Origin of the sequence: Liquorilactobacillus satsumensis DSM 16230 = JCM 12392 (assembly GCF_001435195.1) — a bacterium.
Taxonomy (GTDB): Bacteria; Bacillota; Bacilli; order Lactobacillales; family Lactobacillaceae; genus Liquorilactobacillus; species Liquorilactobacillus satsumensis.
Map to the genome: position 1 here is coordinate 39,359 of NZ_AZFQ01000036.1, position 16,701 is coordinate 56,059.

Below are 16,701 nucleotides of genomic sequence, written 5' to 3' on the forward strand. Positions count from 1 at the left end.
TGAATTATATGAATGATAAAGAAATAACACAAACTTTGATTGCAGAACTAGGTGGAGCAAAAAACATTCAGTCTTTCACTCACTGTGCCACACGATTGAGATTTCAGCTTAAAGATGAAAAGAAGGCAAATAAAAATAAAATTGAAAACATTCCAAGTGTAATTTCTGTAGTAAAAGCTGCAGGACAATATCAAGTTGTTTTTGGACCCAAAGTTGTCGATATTTTCAACGAAATGAATGAACTTATAGATGTTGATAATAAAGTCTCTGTTATTCAAAGGAGAGATAAGAAAAATATTTTTAATGCGTTAATCGATTTTGTTTCCAGTGTATTTACGCCTATTCTATACGTATTGATTGGTTCAGGAATTATAAAGGGATTATTGGCTATTTTTACCTCTTTAAATTGGATGAAGGCTACTTCAGGTACATATACAATTTTAAATGCTGCAGGAGATAGTCTGTATTATTTTTTGCCAATGTTCTTGGCGGTTACATGTGCACGAAAATTAAAAACAAATCTTTTTGTTTCATTAGCGATAGGTGGTTCTTTAGTTTACCCGAATATAGCTGCTTTGTATGGTAAAACAACTGATTTTTTAAATATGCCAATTGACATAGCAACATTCAAAAGTAGTGTTTTTCCGATTATATTTGCCATTTTTTCATTAAAGTATCTCGAAAAAATTATGAAAAAGACAATTCCTTCAGCAGTTGAAAATATCTTCGCTCCTTTAATTTCTCTAATTTTACTTGTCCCTTTAACAATTATTTTATTTGGACCTTTAGGTTCGATTTTGAGCAATGAAATAGCAAGTTTATATATGAACTTGTATGGTCTAAATAGGATGATAGCAGGCGCATTTATAGGATTCTTTGCTCAAGCAATGGTTGTTTTTGGAATTCATTGGGGCTTATTTCCAATTATTTTTTCTGATATTCAAAAATATGGTTATGATACTATTTTGGCTGTTTTTGGGCCAAGTATTATTGCACAATCAGGAGCAGCTTTTGGTATTTTAATGCGTACAAAAAATTCTACTATGAAAAAAATTTCGTCTTCTGCGACGATTATGGGGTTCTTTGGTATTTCTGAAGCTGCTATCTATGGTGTTACTTTGAAATATAAACGAGCTTTTCTAATGGCTATGATTGGGGGTGGCCTTGGAGGAGCAATTGCTGGTGCAGCGGGTTCTCGGGCTACTGCGGTAGCGGTTGCAAGTGTTCCAAGTTTCCCAGTTTATTTTGGACATGGATTTTTGCAGTTTATAGTTGCCTATTTTGCAGCGTTCTTAGTAGCTGCAGTACTAACCTACTTTTTTGGATTTGATAAAAATATTGAAGCAAGTGGTGAAGCTCCCGCGAAAGTCGACATTACGTCTGTATCTGGTAATAAAGAGAAGGGCGAACCTTGGGAACCATTAGTGATTTATTCTCCTGTGGATGGTGAAGTTAAAAAATTAGCAGATGTTGCTGACAAAGTATTTGCATCTGGTTCTTTAGGAAAGGGATTAGTAGTTAAGCCAAATAAAACCAGACAAAGTGTGCTGTCCCCAGTGGATGGCGTTGTTACTGTAACTTATACAACAAGGCATGCGTATGGGATTACAACAGATGATGGGAGACAATTTTTGATTCATATCGGAATTAATACAGTAGATTTAAACGGTGAACAATTTAGTGATCCAATTCAGAAGAATAAAAGGATAAAAAAGGGTGAGCCATTATGTATTGCTAACTTTGAAGAGATTGCGGCTAAGGGTTACGATAGTTCTGTAATTGTAACTTTAATTAATTCTACATCAGTTACAGAGATTAAAAGTATTAAGATAGGTGAACATGTTTCAGCCAAGGATGAATTAGCAAGTTTTATTGATTAAGAAGGAGCTAGTCAATATGATTATTAAAAATTCGGCATACGGGGAAAGGTGGGGGCTTTTGGATCCTCAGGTTTTAGAACGAACTAAAAGGAGACCCTGCATTCTTGATGAGGAGGTCAATAAAAAAATAACTATAAAAGATATCCATCTGAAGATTTTAAGAAATGGGATGGGATCCTTTAGTAGGGATCTCAGCAAGAAAAATGTGACAGTTACTGATTTTTTAATTCCATGTACAAATAGGCTTATTCCAGCTAGAAAGTATGAGACGTCAAGCGGAGACAAATATAATATGACTAAATGTCTGGTCTATTTACATGGCGGCGGGTTTATTGGTGGGTCTTTAGAAACAGTAGAAAATCAATGCAAATTAATTGCCGAAAGAAGTCACTGCGTTGTTATATCGATTGGATATCGATTGGCACCAGAAACTCCATATCCGGGAGCCTTTTGTGATGTCGTAGAATCACTCGAATGGATTATAAATAATAAAGCTATATTAAATTTCAATGACTCGCAATTATATGTTGCGGGCGATAGTGCAGGCGGAAATTTGGCAGTTATTTGTGGATTGAAGGATAAAAGGCACATTATTCGCAGAATTATTTCAATCTATGGTGCCTTAGATATGACCGAGATAAAAAAAACATTATATAAGTGGGACTATTCCAGATATACGATTGCTAAGGAGCATTCAAGCTACATTCACACAAGATTAAATAAATTTGCTTTATTAACAAAAATAATTAACGTTTTGTATAATACTTTTGAAGTAGCAGAGAATCCATTGATCAGTCCAGTATATGCACAAAATTTTAAAGATTTTCCGGACATAACTCTTGTGGAAGCTGAGTTTGATTACTTTCTCCAAAGTAACATTTTTTTCTCTAAGAAATTAGAATCCTTAGGCCTAAATGTTGATCTGATAATGTATAAAGGCCTTGATCATGGCTTTTTTGATAGATTAGGAACTCTAAAACAAGCAGAGGATTTAGTAAACGTAATTGCTGATATTTTAATTAGTGAGTAGCAAGATAAATAACGTGTTTTGTGTAGTCTAAAAATAACAATAATTAAATGAAAACGTCTTTATTGTAAGATATAGATGATCAATCCAAACATCTTACACATGGAGACGTTTTTTAATTTATTTTTTAAAAGTGACAATGAACTTTTAAATATTGCCTTTTACAAAGCTTGATAATGTGTATCCAAGAGAACTTTGTTTCCTAACAACCTGAAAAAACATTAAATGATAGCGTATTCATAAGTGATACGCTTTTGTTAGTTAAAAGAAAGGAAGGTTTTATATTATGAAAAACATTTTGTTGATTTGTGGTTCAGGTGCATCTAGCGGTTTTATGGCAGCAGCGATAAGAAAAGCTGCCAAAAAAAGCGGAATTGAAATGAAAGTTAAAGCAGCAAGTGAATCTCAATTGGATGATCTTATTAAGGATACAGATATTTTACTAATTGGTCCGCATTTATCATACATGTTGGCAGAGTTGGAACAAAAAACTCTTGGTAAAGCTATCAAAGTTGCTGTTATTCCACAAAGTATTTACGGAGCATTAAATGGACCTAAGGCAGTTGAAATGATTCAAAAAATGGAAGGAGAAGATTAAATATGCATCGGATAATGAACTATATGCAAAATTCTTTTGCACCAAGAGTGAACAAAATTGTCAAGAACCCTTGGATATCAGCAATTCAAGATGCAATTATGACTGCTTTGCCTTTGGTATTTGTAGGTTCACTAATAACTATTATCTTACTCATTAGAAATCTTGTACCTGCCGTACCCGATATGACAATGATCAGCAATTTTTCTTTTGGGATGTTTGGACTAGTAGTTGCTTTTTTAATTGCATATTATGTAATGGAAAAGAAGCACAATGATAAATATAAACTAATAAGTGGTGCAACTGCAACCGTCTTTTTTCTAATGCTGCTGTACCCATCATTGGATAAAGCTGGGACAAATATTACTTTTGTTTTAGCGAGATTTGGGGCTCAAGGAATGTTTACCGCAATTATTGCCGGATTGTTTGTAGGCTGTGTTATGAATTTTTCTAGTAAACATTCATTTTTTAGTGAAGATACTGCTATTCCGGATTTTGTAGTGGGATGGTTTGATAGTTTGCTTCCAATCACATTTATTATGGTTGTTGGTTGGTTCTTAACTGGATTAATACATGTCGATGTTTTTCAAGTGATTTTATGGGTTTTTAGTCCATTGTCGGGAATAGTACAAAGTTATCCAGGATTTGTGTTATCTGTCTTTATTCCAGTTTTTCTTTACACGTTTGGGATCAGCGGATGGGTAATGATGCCCGTTATTTATCCTGTTTATATGCAAGGATTAGCACAAAATGCTAAAGAAGTAGCTGCTGGCGGAACGGCAACACATATAGCTACTCAAGAAACAATTTACGCTTTCTCTAGCATAGGAGGAGTTGGGACCACTTTAGCATTAGCTGTAATTATGCTGTTATTTAGCCATTCAGCGCAATTGAAGGCAATCGGTAAAGCGATCATAGTACCCTCTATTTTTAATATTAATGAACCTTTAGTTTTTGGAGCGCCAATTGCATTTAATCCCTACTTAATGGTTCCTATGTGGATTAACGGATTACTAGTACCTACCATTGCATATGCAGCAATGGCATTTCATCTTGTTTCAATTCCAAGTAAAACTTTCTTGCTCTGGTATATTCCTTATCCAATAACTTCTTATCTGGCAACACAGGATTGGAGAGCAATTATTGTGACCTTGATAATTTTCGTTGTGACATGGCTGGTATTTTGGCCCTTCTTTAAAGCCTATGACAGATCATTGATTTTAAAGGAGAAGGAGGAACAGGCTTAAGACGATTAAATGGTTAGTATTAGAACTGTGTATTTAACAGAACGACTTTAATATAAAGAGATAGGAGAATAATGTATGGAAGCTAGTAAGAATGGTGCAGATAAGTTAAATGAATTATCAATGAACATTTTAGTGCATGCAGGTAATGCACGTAATTTTATGGTACAGGGGCTACAGATTGTTGAGACGGAAAATAACTATAATAAGGCAGAAAAATTAATGGATAAGGCGCATAAGGAAATTGTGGTAGCGCATGGATTACAGACAGAAACATTACAAAAAGAAGCAATGGGTAGATCAATTAGATATTCAGTTTTATTTTGTCACGCCCAGGATACTTTGATGACAGCACAAAGTGAAATTCTAATTGCAAAACATTTAATTAAATTATGCAAGTCCAAATCTATAAAAGAAAAGAGTGATATACATGATTAAAGATTTTTCGATGCCAAAAAATTTTTTGTGGGGAGGAGCAATCGCGGCTAATCAAGCGGAGGGTGCTTCTGAGGTTAATGGTAAAGGAATGAGTTTAGCCGATGTACACAAACTCTATCCTGACAAGACAAATGAAGAAATTCAAGCAATTCAACATAAAGGTATGACTAAAAGGCAAGTAGAAGAAAATATAACAGATAAAGAAGGATACTATCCCAAAAGGCACGGTATTGATTTCTATCACTCCTATCCTCAGGATCTTAAATTATTAAGCGAGATGGGTTTTAAAACATTTCGCACTTCTATTGATTGGACTCGTATATTTCCCACAGGAGATGAGGAAAAACCGAATGAAGCTGGTTTGAAATACTATGACAACTTAATTGACAAAATTAGTGAATTAGGGATGGAACCGATTATCACCATGCTTCATTATGAAACACCAATTAACATTACTCTTAAATATGGCGGCTGGAATAATCGAGATGTAATTCCTTTATTTGTCAAATATGGAAAAACTTTGTTAGAAAGATACCAAAGAAAAGTTAAATACTGGATTATTATTAACCAAATTAATTTAATCCAATTTGAACCCTTTAATTCTACTGCGATTTGCTATGACCAAGTTGATAATTATTTAGAAGCCAAATATCAGGCTGTCCATAACCAGTTTGTAGCTAGTGCTGAGATAGTAAAATTTGCAAAACAATTAAATTCAACTTTAAAATTAGGCACAATGGTGGCAGATAGTACAACATATCCTTTCTCATGTAAACCAGAAGATGTGATTCTAGCACTTGAACGAAATAGAATGCAATATTTTTATACTGACGTTCAGCTGCGCGGAGCATATCCGCAATATGCACTTAATTATTTTAAAGAAAATAAAATTAATCTCAAAATACAAGAAAGTGATTTAAAATTACTTAAGAACAATACGATGGACTTTATGGCTTTGTCATACTATTATTCTCAAATGGTAAATTCTGAAAAAAATGATATGAATTCGCTTACAACAGAGAGTAATCCATATCTTAAGTCAAATCCATGGGGCTGGGGCGTGGATCCATTAGGACTTTATAATACTTTGTCGCAATATTGGGACCGCTATCAAAAGCCAATAATGATTGCTGAAAATGGCTTTGGAATGTATGACAAAATATCAGCGGATGGTAAAATTCACGATCAGTACAGAATATCTTATTTAGCTGAGCATATCGCTGCAATGAAAAGGGCAATTTATAATGGCGCAAATATTTTCGCATATTGTGCTTGGGGACCAATAGACATTGTTTCTTGTTCATCGGCACAGATGGGAAAACGTTATGGTTTTATTTATGTTGATTTAGACGACGAAGGTCACGGGAGTGGTAAAAGAATAAGGAAAGACAGTTTCAATTGGTATAAACATGTTATTACAACAAATGGTGCAGAGCTTTAATAATATTGAAAAAATTTCTCTTGGAAGGTGGGTCGATATGTCATCTTTAGATAATGATATTATTAATTATTTACGTTCTAAATCACATATAAAAGCAAGGGACTTGGCAATGCTTTTAAATATAACGACTCGAACTGTGAGAAATCATATTAAAGTAATTAATCAGAAATTTCCAGGGCTGATACTGTCAAGTCAAAATGGGTATGCGATTAATAGTTCTAGACGTTATGACAGTTTGCCAAACAAGGAATTGAAAGACTTAACTCAAAATTCTAATGAGGAATATCTAACAATGTATCTATTGCGATCATCTGATGCCGGAGAAAGTATTTTTAATTTAGCTAATGATCTTTTTGTTTCAGAATCTCAATTAAGGTTAATTCTTAAGAGTTTAAAAAGATTTGTTGCTAAATTTAATTTACAAATTAAGATCAAGCATTATCGTGTCTACTTGTTTGGTTCAGAACGTAATAAGAGAAAGTTGATTTTATCTTTGCTGTATGGGAAGGGAAATTTACAAGGTAATCTTAAGGATACTCTGCAAAAGCTTGTAGGCAATATCTCAATGGAAGTGTTGTACAAAACTATTAAAAATGTATGTGTTTCGCATCAAATTTACCTGACACCTTATGTTATGGAAAATATAGTGATGCACTATGCCATCGCGATAGAGCGAATTAGGAATGGGAAACATGTTACTTTAGATCCAGCACTAAACCATCTATCTTCTCAATCCGTTGAAGTTATATTAGCTTCAGAAATTATAAATAAACTTCCAAACAACATGCGTTTATATTTTTACCAGAGTGATATTGAACAATTGGCAATTTTATTTATAGGAAACACGGTCAAGAATACAGCAAATAATGCAGTTGAAAAATTTGTAGCTGAAGATGTCGCGGTTGTTTTGCATCAGACTTTGAAGGATGTGTCGGAAAATTTTCTAATCGAGTTGAATAAGCCGGAATTTTTTGATCGCTTAGCGTTGCACGTACAAGGCTTAGTAAACAGGTCTGAAAATGGGGAATTAATTAGTAACAGTAAGGCAATTGAGATTAAGATAACATATCCTATTATCTATGATATAGCAGTTTACATTGGATCTTGTTTGAGTTCTAAACTAAAAATCAAGTTCAATGATTCCGAAATAGCTTTATTGGCTCTGCATATTGGTGCATTTTTAGATTCTCCGGAAATAATAACGCAAAAATTAAAGGAGAAAGTATATATATTGGCCATTATTCCTGAATATAAGCAAATCTTGAATGATTTTATTTCTAAAATACAAAATCTTGATAATTCAGAAATTGAGTTGGAAGTAACAACAAACATTTTTAACCAATATAATTTTGACAAGTTTGACATAGTTATAGTTAGTGGGGATGACCAGAGAATTGGTGGGAACATAATTAATGTGCATCCTTTGCCAACTAGAAACGACTTGAAAAGAATTGAAGAGGTGGTAAAAAATATAATTAGCTCAAAGAAAACATTGAAATTAAATGAAATGATTAGTTGCTATTTATCTGCAGAGTTAGTAGAGTTTAATGAATTTAAAGAACCATTTTCAAAATTAAATTTTTTAAAATATGCAACTCAGATTTTAGAGAAAATGCATATAGCGGATCGCCAATTTTTAAATGAATTACTGGAAAGGGAAAACATGTCGACAACAGCTTTTCCAACAGGTGTAGTTATCCCACATAGTATGCACATGAATGCATTAAAGACAAAAATATTAATTGTAAAGTTTGAAAAACCAGTTATATGGGGGGGTCAAAGAATCAAATTTGCATTTGTTGTAGCTCAAAATACTAAAGATGCACAGATATTTAATGATTTTTTTCAACAGTTGGTTGAGGTATTAAGTGATATTTACAATGTAGATATGCTATATAACTCTGAATCTTCTGATGAATTATTGAATAAAATTTATCAATTTATGAAGAATAATCTTGATTAAAAAGATGGAGGATCCTCGAAAATAAAAAGAATTAAGAGCTTGATACTGACAATTAGTGGCAGTATTTTATCAGGAATTGGAATTGAATTGATTGTACTTGCAAATCATGGTGTTGATTCATTAAGTACGTTAATTTTGGGAATAATGAAACATAGTAATTGGGAGTTTGGAACTTGGAGTCAAATTTTAAGTATTATTTATTTAATAATTTCGTTAAGTGTGAATAGTAAAACTTTAGGGATAGGGAGCTTATTAAATGCATTATTGATTGGGCAAACTGTAAAATGGATTGATCCAGTCTTCAGAAAATCAATATCGTTAAATAGCTATTTTACTATGGCTTTTGGTTTTCTAATTATGGCTTTTGGAACTTCGATGTATTTGAAAGGAAATCTGGGTTCTGGTCCGATGGAGGCAATGATGTATGCTGTATCTCAAGTTCTTAGAATGGATATGGCGATGTCTAGGATCATTTTAGATGCTTTCAATGTTTTGCTTGGAATTTTCTTAGGAGCTACTTTTGGAATTGGAAGTGTACTCGCAATTTTTGGATTAGGTCCAATGATAAAAATATTTAATGGGCTGTGGAATAAAAAAATTTATTTTGCAAAGACTAAGTAATCCAATTTATGCTGTTGCAGCGGTGTGCATATTATTCAAAGCTGCTTAAGTTCCATAGGATTAGCTTTTATTGTACTATTATTAGAGATGATTGCTAATGGAATTATGCAATAGTCAAGCAGGTTAGGCATCGCTTTTCCAAAGGAGTGGAATCTTATGAAATATCTGATTTTCGCAGTTGAAGTAGTTTTATTGGTGCTTTGGTGGGGCTTTACTGCGGTATCTGTGCTCGGTAAAATCATTGGAACGGTGGTTATTATTGGAATCTCGCAGGGAATGCATATTTTACTTAAGGCAAGATAGATTAGGGTAATAGTTCAGAATATCGGAATATTTTACAAAGCCACTTTTTAGTTTAGGAGCAGTTTTCAGGTAGCTTAAGGTTAAGTGCTAGTTCAAAGCGAAGAGTGGGACAAAAGGCATTTAGTTGGTGAGAATTAACAGTGTAGTCAACTGACTTATGGAACACGTTTATCCGGAATAAAAGAGGGACTGTGACAAAATTTAACTTTTGTCACAGCCCCTTTTAAAATGATTGGGAAAGGGTACTTAGTTTAAAAAGTAATCTTGCTACCAAGTATAGTAATTCATTACGTAGCTTTTGAAGATGCTATAACAGAAGTTTTGAACAGTTGGATAAGTTTGGAAGGCACGTTTCTTTTATTGCCAGTTAAAATAAATTTTGAAAACGATATCAAATTCTATTGACAATCTAATTTTAATGCTGTAACCTTTACTTTGTGATAGCGGTAACTTGTAGGAGGTGATATTTTGGCAACGATTTCAGACGTTGCACGCTTAGCAGGCCTTTCAGTTTCAACTGTTTCTCGTGTGATTAATAATAACCCGCATGTCATTCCCAAAAAGAGAAAACTGATTGAGGATGCAATGCAGCAGCTCGGATATGTTCCGCGACCAGCAGCGCGTCAGCTGCGCGGTTCCAGTACTAATACGATGGCAGTTACGATTCCGCGAATTGTCAATCCGTTCTTTTCGTACCTGGTAGATGCGATCGAAAGAACACTTGACGAAGCAGGCTACACCACGATCATTGTCCAGACCTTTAGTCGTCCTGAAGAAGAATTGACAGCGCTTAAGATGTTGCGCAATCAGCAAGTTGACGGCGTGATCCTCTGTTCAATTGAAAACCCATGGTCGGTTATTCAGCCTTATCTGCAGTATGGAAGGATCGTCTTAGTCAATGAATATCTTGCTGATGTACCCGTTCCGATTATCAGGGCTAATCAGTATCAGGGTTTCTATAATGCTACCGAATTCTTACTGCAGCACGGCTATACAAAGCTTGCCTATGCTACTGGACGCAAGCAGGTTGCGCTGGCAGAAAACGGGGTCAATTTTGACTCAGATCGTTTTTCGGGTTTTCAGTCAGCTTTGAACAGTATTGGCAAAGTTCGCTTTAATCCTCATTGGTTGTTCACTAATGCACATACTGCAACGGATGGAAAACTGATCCTGCAAAAGATTATTGCAAGTCCAGATAAACCCGATGCCATTCTGGCAGGAAGTGATGAAGTTGCTCTAGGACTTCTAGAAGAAGCTCAGGCTCAGGGTGTCCAAATTCCGGCACAATTAGCGGTGCTGGGAGTCGATGATCAGCCGTCTTCAAGCTTTTTGAAGATCCCATTGACCACTATTCGGCAACCAGTTGATCAGATGGGATCTGCGGCAGCAAAAGCAATGGTGGCGGCATTGCAGGATCAAGCTGTGACTTTGCCGCAAATTTTTCCGCTTGAAATTGTTAAAAGAGCCTCAGTCTAAAGAACATCAACATAACATGTTCTTTTGCAAAGCAATTTGGTATCGATACCAAAAAGGAGATTGATAAAAATGACAGTAGTTTTAGCAAGAATCGATCAGCGTTTAATCCATGGTTTAATTGTTAATCAGTGGGCCCAGAAGTTAAAGGTCAAACGTTTCATGGTTGTCGATGATGAAATTAGTAAAAATGAAGCGATCAAAGACAGCATGAAGATGTCTAAACCCGCAGGCACAGGGATGTCGATTATTGACACTCAAAAAGCAATTACTAATTTCAATGCCGGTAAATATGATACTCAGCGCGTCTTCGTCTTAGTAAAAGAGCCTGCAACTTTAATTAAGTTAATTGAAAACGGAGTCGCAATTCCTAAAGTCGATCTTGGTATTATTTTTAATGAAAATGGGCGTAAACCGGTAACTAAATTTATTGCGTTGAATGATCAGGAACGTGCAGACTTGGAGACTATTAAAGCTAAAGGTGTGCCTGTTGTAGTGCAATATGTACCGACAGATCCTGAAGAAACTTATTAAATAGAGGGTGAATAAAAATGTCTAGTATTGAAATTTTGCAGGATATCTTAATTATTCTTCTTGCTGGTTTTATGACTGTTGATCAAAACGGTCTGGTAATTATGTCATGGTTTCCAGTCATTGTAGGAATGATTACTGGTCTGATCATGGGTGACCTGCATACAGCACTTGTGATTGCGGGTACTTTCCAATTAATGATGTTGGGGGTTGCTGCACTTGGAGGAGCCTCCGCACCAAATTATGGCTTAGCCACGATTGTAGGCGCTTTCGTTGCTATTCGAACCGGGACTGGAATTAAAGCCGCCATTGCAGTGGGCTTACCGGTGGGGTTGATTGCAATTCAGTTGGAAGTGGTTGCCAGAATTATTTGTAACTTTTTGGCTCACAAAATGAAAACGGATAACCAGCAGCATAAATGGCAGACAATGCGCCGCGAAGCTTGGTTAGGTCCAATCTTGTTCAGTCTGCAAACCGCAATTCCAACTTTGTTAGTCGTATTGGTGGGACCACAGTTTGTCAAATTCATTCTTAATGCGATTCCAACTTGGGTTACAAATGGCCTGACAATTGCTGGTGGCATGTTGCCAGTTGTCGGAATTGGAATGTTGATGCATTATATGCCAGTTAAAAAATTTCTGCCGTATATTATTGTCGGTTTCGTGCTTTCTGCGTATTTAAAAGTGGCCGTTTTAGGAATTGCATTATTAGGTTTTGCTGCTTCTTACTGGTACTTTACCTCTGAGGCACGCAAGGTCAAAGAAGCTGTCACACAAGCAGCTGTTGATGAAGACGGGGAGAATTATGATGAGTAAACAAGAAAAGAGTGCTAATCCAAAGATTACCAAAAGAGATTTACGGCGTGCCGGCAGCCGCTACAACTTTATGGCTGTCAACTTGTTCAACTATGAATCACAAATGGGTCCTGCTGTTGCATGGGCACTTGCACCGATTCTTAGGAAAATCTATCCAGATGACGATGAGTATCAAGCAGCTTTGGACAATCACTTTAACTACTTTAATTCAACAACTGTAATGTCCAGCATGATTTTAGGTGCAACAACTGCAATGGAAGAAAAGGACGGTCCGCAGGCCAAAGAAGCAGTTCAGTCTCTGAAAACTAGTTTGATGGGTCCATTAGCCGGAGTGGGTGACACCTTGGTATGGGTTTTGTGGCCGACGATTATTGGATCTATTTCCGGATATATGGCTTTACAAGGCAACCCGTTAGGCGCAATTATCTGGCTGATCGCTAATATAATTTTCTGGTTTGTTAAAGTTAAGTTATTTGAGGTTGGATATACCTCTGGTACAAAGCTGGTAACCTCCTTAGGCAGCAAAATGGTTCTGTTTACCGAAGCGGCTTCAATCATGGGCCTAAGTGTAGTTGGTGCTTTAATTGCGACAGTTGTTAAAGTCACTACTCCCTTAACATTTCAATTTGGTAAAGTTTCTTTAGCACTGCAAACGGGAGTCTTGGATAAAATTATGCCTGCATTGCTCCCAGCACTGCTGACATTACTGGTTTACAAATTACTTGATAATAAAAAATGGACCCCGACTCGAATCATTTTGCTGGTAATTGTAATTGCTTTAGCTGGTTCGTATTTCGGAATACTAAAAGCATAGGAGAGGTTAAAAATGGAAAGAAAAATTATACTTGCATCACATCATCGTTTTGCTGCCGGCTTAAAAGATACAGTTGAATTTATTGCGGGGGACCTAGCTGAAAATAGAATTTCTACTCTGACAGCTTACTTAGATAATGCACCGATCAAAGAAACTGTAGCCGATTTAATGCAGACTTTCCCGGCATCAACTGAAGTAATTATTTTAACCGATATGATGGCGGGAAGTGTCAATCAAACGTTCTTTGGTTATCGACTCCGTGAACATACTCATCTTGTGAGCGGGATGAATTTACCACTGGCTTTAGCATTTACTATGGAGCCACAGGATAATTATCTGACCGCTCAAAGAGTCCGTGAAATTGTCGCTGAGGCACAGCAAGCAGTGGTATACATCAATGACATTAGAATTGGCGATGATGATGATGAATGAGATTCCATGGTGGAAAAAGAGTGTAGTTTATCAGATTTATCCGAAGAGCTTTTATGATGCTAATGGCGACGGAATCGGTGATTTGCAAGGAATTATTCAAAAGCTGGACTATTTGGTAGAATTGGGCGTTGATGTGTTGTGGTTGAATCCAATTTATCGTTCCCCTCAAGTCGACAATGGATATGATATTTCAAATTATCACGAGATAGAACCAGAACTGGGCACTATGGCCGATTTTAATGAATTGCTTGCAAAGGCACATGAAAAGGGTTTAAAAATTATTCTAGACTTGGTGGTGAACCACACTTCAGATCAGCATCCGTGGTTTAAACAGGCAAAACAAGCTAAAAATAATGCATACCATGATTATTATATTTGGAAAAAGCCAGTCAAGCAGCAGGCACCGAATAACTGGGGTTCAAGTTTTGGAGGATCTGCCTGGACTTATGAAGCAGAGGTTGCGGAATACTATCTTCATTTGTTTGCTAAAGAACAACCTGACTTGAATTGGGAAAATGAACAGGTACGGCGTGAGATTTATACTTTAATGCGTTTTTGGCTGGATAAGGGAATTGATGGTTTCCGGATGGACGTAATTTCATTGATCTCCAAGGATCCCGCTTATCCAGATGGTCCAATTATTCAAAATAAGCAGTACGGCAGTTACTATGCGGGAGCTGCAAATGGGCCGCGGGTGCACGAATATTTGCAAGAGATGAATCGTGAAGTGCTCTCGCACTATGAGATCATGACCGTTGGTGAGACTCCACATACTACGGTTGAAGAGGCTACCAAATACACCGATGAACATAAGCATGAATTAAATATGGTTTTTCATTTCGACCACATGCACCTTGACTACGGTGAAAATGGCAAATTTTCAACTAAACGTTTTGCACTGAGCGCATTAAAACGAGTCTTCACCAAGTGGCAAGTAGGAATGGCGCAGCATAATGGCTGGAATAGCTTATATTGGAGTAATCATGATCAGGCACGGCCTGTGACACGTTTTGGAACGGATCAGCAAGAATATCGACAAGCTGCAGCTAAAATGCTGGGAACGATCCTGCATATGCAGCAAGGAACACCGTATATTTTCGAAGGTGAAGAGTTGGGAATGACGAACGCTCGTTTTAATTCGATCGACGATTACAATGATATTGAGACCAAGTCAGTCTACAAGGATTTCACTGAAAATAAACATCTAGGGTCAGACTACGCAATGGAAACGATTTATTTAAAGTCACGCGATAATGCGCGCACCCCGATGCCTTGGTCTGCAACCAAAAATGCAGGATTTACTACGGGTAAACCATGGCTTTTGCCTAATCCTAATTATCCGCAGATTAATGTGGAACAAGCACTTCGAGATCCAGATTCAGTGTTTTATTACTACCAGCAGTTAATTAAATTACGACATACGCTACCCATCGTGACAACCGGTAAATATCGCTTATTGCATCCACAAGACGAACGTAATTATACTTTCTTACGCGAAACGGCCGAACAAGTCTTGTTTGTAACGGGAAACTTCACCGCACAAGCAGAGCAGCTTGAATTGCCAACTTTCTTGGCAGGATTGGAAAATAAGTTAATTATCAGTAATTTTACAGCACCCCAAAGTACTTCAAAGACTGTCAACTTGCCAGCTTATGGAGCAGCGGTGTACTTGTTTACAAAAGAGTGTGACAAAAGTCGATAAAATTTCACTTTTGGCCCAACCTTAAATAGGCTCGATTTAGTAACGTAGTTTGGACTTGGAATATTTCCAAACGACACAAAAAAGCAGTTTACCGAATTTTAATTTTGACTTTCGGCAAACTGCTTTTTGAATTAGGAGTACAATTGTATTTTTCACAAAGTAAGGTAACTGCTAATTGTGTGTTGCTAAGTTGGATTCAACGCTTATCTAGATAAGCTTAAGGAAGATAGAAGCAATAATTACTGAAGCTACTGAAACAGTTGCAAAACCACCAACCAGCATCTTCGGCAGGATATTTTCCAAAAGATAAGCCTCTTCTTTTTTGTTGCTTGCAACACTGTGACAGATTTCTGTAGTTAAAATGTAGTCAGCTGGGAAACCGAATAAAGCAGTTAATGAACAAGAAAATGCCATTGGACCGCTCATTCCAAACGGCTTAGCAAGGATCCAAGAAGCGATGAACATCCCGAGCAAACCTAACAGAATTAAAACAACAATTTGTAAGATAATGGTTCCCATGATTGCAGGAGTCGTTAAGTTCAGTTGTTCAAAGACATATGCCAAAAGGCCGTACATTAACCAGTTGAAGACGCCCGCTTGTTTCAAAGCATTGCTTTCTAAGAAACCGAGCTGATGTGCAATTACCCCAAAAATCAGACAAATTACGTTAGGGTTAATCACATTGTGTATCAGGACTGCGAAGCCGTTACTAAGCAATGCCACAATCGCGACACGTACGAGAATAAATGCCGGTGTTTGAAATTCTTTGGGAAGCTTGAAAATTCTGGGACTTTCATTGGACAAAGTCGTTAAAGGAGAGTTTTCGTCAATTTCGATTTTTTCCCTTCTGAATTTTCCGACTAAGCGACGGCCTTCCTTTTTCAACATGTATGAAGTTAATGGATAACCGATCACTGAATGCAAAACGAACATTGAGACTGGCAATGCTACTAAAGCGGTGATCCCTTCAGCTTTAAGACCGCTTGTCATTAAGAGTGCCGCTACGAGCCCGCCTGTCAGCGGAGGTACTGCCGCCACAACCGTATGCCAGTTAAAAATCAAAGTTCCAACTGTCAGTGTCAAGATCAAGGTTCCAGCAACACCTAAAAGAGCAATACACACTGCTTTCCACTGTGCAATTAATTCGCGCAGATTCATCAGTGTTCCTAAGTGGACTAATAATAAAGAAACACAGATTGTAACAAAATTAGTGCCAAATGATGCTTGTGCAACGATGTCCTTTGGAATAATCGTCCAAAAGCCGATTACGAAAAGAATAGCAGTTACAAAGATAGAAGGGATGTACGCTTTGGTTGCCGCAGAAACCCATTCTCCAATCAGCATGAAAAGCATGACAATTGTGAAAAATATAATAAAATTCATATAGATGAACCCCCATAAGATTAAAATGAAATGATAAAA

Annotated in this window: 16 protein-coding genes; 15 read left to right on the forward strand and 1 reads right to left on the reverse strand. The window is 36.6% G+C overall.

Annotated elements, in window-relative coordinates; all coding sequences use genetic code 11:
* Positions 1-8: 8 nt before the first annotated feature.
* The 15 genes from FD50_RS05100 (at position 9) to FD50_RS05165 (ending at position 15,279) form a co-directional block, all read left to right on the forward strand.
* Entirely contained in the window at positions 9-1,880 is a 1,872-nt protein-coding gene (locus FD50_RS05100; protein ID WP_056960666.1) for a beta-glucoside-specific PTS transporter subunit IIABC, read from the forward strand.
* A 16-nt stretch (positions 1,881-1,896) separates the two neighbouring features.
* Positions 1,897-2,910, forward strand: a complete 1,014-nt coding sequence (locus FD50_RS05105; protein WP_056960667.1) for an alpha/beta hydrolase — start codon at positions 1,897-1,899, stop codon at positions 2,908-2,910.
* 283 nt (positions 2,911-3,193) lie between these two features.
* Positions 3,194-3,505, forward strand: a complete 312-nt coding sequence (locus FD50_RS05110; protein ID WP_054756846.1) for a PTS sugar transporter subunit IIB — start codon at positions 3,194-3,196, stop codon at positions 3,503-3,505.
* 2 nt (positions 3,506-3,507) lie between these two features.
* Positions 3,508-4,749, forward strand: a complete 1,242-nt coding sequence (locus FD50_RS05115) for a PTS sugar transporter subunit IIC (RefSeq protein WP_056960668.1) — start codon at positions 3,508-3,510, stop codon at positions 4,747-4,749.
* 75 nt (positions 4,750-4,824) lie between these two features.
* The gene (locus FD50_RS05120; protein WP_056960669.1) at positions 4,825-5,184 is read left to right on the forward strand and encodes a PTS sugar transporter subunit IIA; all 360 of its coding nucleotides are present in this window, start codon (positions 4,825-4,827) and stop codon (positions 5,182-5,184) included.
* Positions 5,177-6,625 carry a glycoside hydrolase family 1 protein gene (locus FD50_RS05125; protein WP_056960670.1) on the forward strand — a complete coding sequence of 483 codons (1,449 nt, stop codon included), beginning with the start codon at positions 5,177-5,179 and terminating at the stop codon, positions 6,623-6,625. Before FD50_RS05120 ends, FD50_RS05125 begins: the two co-directional genes overlap by 8 nt.
* A 37-nt stretch (positions 6,626-6,662) precedes the next feature.
* On the forward strand, positions 6,663-8,588 hold the full coding sequence (locus tag FD50_RS05130; protein ID WP_056960671.1) for a BglG family transcription antiterminator: 1,926 nt from the start codon (positions 6,663-6,665) through the stop codon (positions 8,586-8,588).
* A gap of 39 nt (positions 8,589-8,627) precedes the next feature.
* On the forward strand, positions 8,628-9,209 hold the full coding sequence (locus FD50_RS05135; protein WP_056960672.1) for a YczE/YyaS/YitT family protein: 582 nt from the start codon (positions 8,628-8,630) through the stop codon (positions 9,207-9,209).
* Positions 9,210-9,365: 156 nt separating this feature from the next.
* Positions 9,366-9,512 (forward strand): hypothetical protein, encoded by a 147-nt coding sequence (locus FD50_RS12670; RefSeq protein ID WP_156653493.1) that lies wholly within the window; start codon positions 9,366-9,368, stop codon positions 9,510-9,512.
* Positions 9,513-9,980: 468 nt separating this feature from the next.
* On the forward strand, positions 9,981-10,988 hold the full coding sequence (locus tag FD50_RS05140) for a LacI family DNA-binding transcriptional regulator (protein WP_054756853.1): 1,008 nt from the start codon (positions 9,981-9,983) through the stop codon (positions 10,986-10,988).
* 69 nt (positions 10,989-11,057) lie between these two features.
* Positions 11,058-11,519, forward strand: a complete 462-nt coding sequence (locus FD50_RS05145; protein WP_054756855.1) for a PTS sugar transporter subunit IIB — start codon at positions 11,058-11,060, stop codon at positions 11,517-11,519.
* 17 nt (positions 11,520-11,536) lie between these two features.
* Positions 11,537-12,331: a PTS mannose/fructose/sorbose/N-acetylgalactosamine transporter subunit IIC gene (locus FD50_RS05150; RefSeq protein WP_056960673.1), complete on the forward strand. Its 795-nt coding sequence runs from the start codon at positions 11,537-11,539 to the stop codon at positions 12,329-12,331.
* Positions 12,321-13,145, forward strand: a complete 825-nt coding sequence (locus FD50_RS05155) for a PTS system mannose/fructose/sorbose family transporter subunit IID (protein ID WP_390661230.1) — start codon at positions 12,321-12,323, stop codon at positions 13,143-13,145. The genes FD50_RS05150 and FD50_RS05155 overlap by 11 nt, the downstream gene beginning before the upstream one ends.
* 12 nt (positions 13,146-13,157) lie before the next feature.
* Positions 13,158-13,577, forward strand: coding sequence for a PTS sugar transporter subunit IIA (locus FD50_RS05160; protein ID WP_054756860.1), 420 nt, complete (start codon positions 13,158-13,160; stop codon positions 13,575-13,577).
* Positions 13,570-15,279, forward strand: a complete 1,710-nt coding sequence (locus FD50_RS05165; protein ID WP_162256075.1) for a glycoside hydrolase family 13 protein — start codon at positions 13,570-13,572, stop codon at positions 15,277-15,279. Before FD50_RS05160 ends, FD50_RS05165 begins: the two co-directional genes overlap by 8 nt.
* A 207-nt stretch (positions 15,280-15,486) precedes the next feature.
* Here the strand turns inward: FD50_RS05165 and FD50_RS05170 are convergent, their stop codons facing one another.
* A complete protein-coding gene (locus tag FD50_RS05170) occupies positions 15,487-16,662 on the reverse strand; it encodes a hypothetical protein (protein WP_056960675.1) in 1,176 nt (391 codons plus the stop codon).
* Between the last annotated feature and the right edge of the window lie 39 nt (positions 16,663-16,701).

Bases quoted from the DNA above. Each gene is read 5' to 3' on its own strand.
- FD50_RS12670 (WP_156653493.1), top strand. From the start codon at position 9,366: ATGAAATATCTGATTTTCGCAGTTGAAGTAGTTTTATTGGTGCTTTGG.
- FD50_RS05155 (WP_390661230.1), top strand. From the start codon at position 12,321: ATGATGAGTAAACAAGAAAAGAGTGCTAATCCAAAGATTACCAAAAGA.
- FD50_RS05120 (WP_056960669.1), top strand. From the start codon at position 4,825: ATGGAAGCTAGTAAGAATGGTGCAGATAAGTTAAATGAATTATCAATG.
- FD50_RS05165 (WP_162256075.1), top strand. From the start codon at position 13,570: ATGAATGAGATTCCATGGTGGAAAAAGAGTGTAGTTTATCAGATTTAT.
- FD50_RS05125 (WP_056960670.1), top strand. From the start codon at position 5,177: ATGATTAAAGATTTTTCGATGCCAAAAAATTTTTTGTGGGGAGGAGCA.
- FD50_RS05115 (WP_056960668.1), top strand. From the start codon at position 3,508: ATGCATCGGATAATGAACTATATGCAAAATTCTTTTGCACCAAGAGTG.
- FD50_RS05100 (WP_056960666.1), top strand. From the start codon at position 9: ATGAATGATAAAGAAATAACACAAACTTTGATTGCAGAACTAGGTGGA.
- FD50_RS05130 (WP_056960671.1), top strand. From the start codon at position 6,663: ATGTCATCTTTAGATAATGATATTATTAATTATTTACGTTCTAAATCA.
- FD50_RS05105 (WP_056960667.1), top strand. From the start codon at position 1,897: ATGATTATTAAAAATTCGGCATACGGGGAAAGGTGGGGGCTTTTGGAT.
- FD50_RS05170 (WP_056960675.1), bottom strand. From the start codon at position 16,662: ATGAATTTTATTATATTTTTCACAATTGTCATGCTTTTCATGCTGATT.
- FD50_RS05150 (WP_056960673.1), top strand. From the start codon at position 11,537: ATGTCTAGTATTGAAATTTTGCAGGATATCTTAATTATTCTTCTTGCT.
- FD50_RS05145 (WP_054756855.1), top strand. From the start codon at position 11,058: ATGACAGTAGTTTTAGCAAGAATCGATCAGCGTTTAATCCATGGTTTA.
- FD50_RS05110 (WP_054756846.1), top strand. From the start codon at position 3,194: ATGAAAAACATTTTGTTGATTTGTGGTTCAGGTGCATCTAGCGGTTTT.
- FD50_RS05160 (WP_054756860.1), top strand. From the start codon at position 13,158: ATGGAAAGAAAAATTATACTTGCATCACATCATCGTTTTGCTGCCGGC.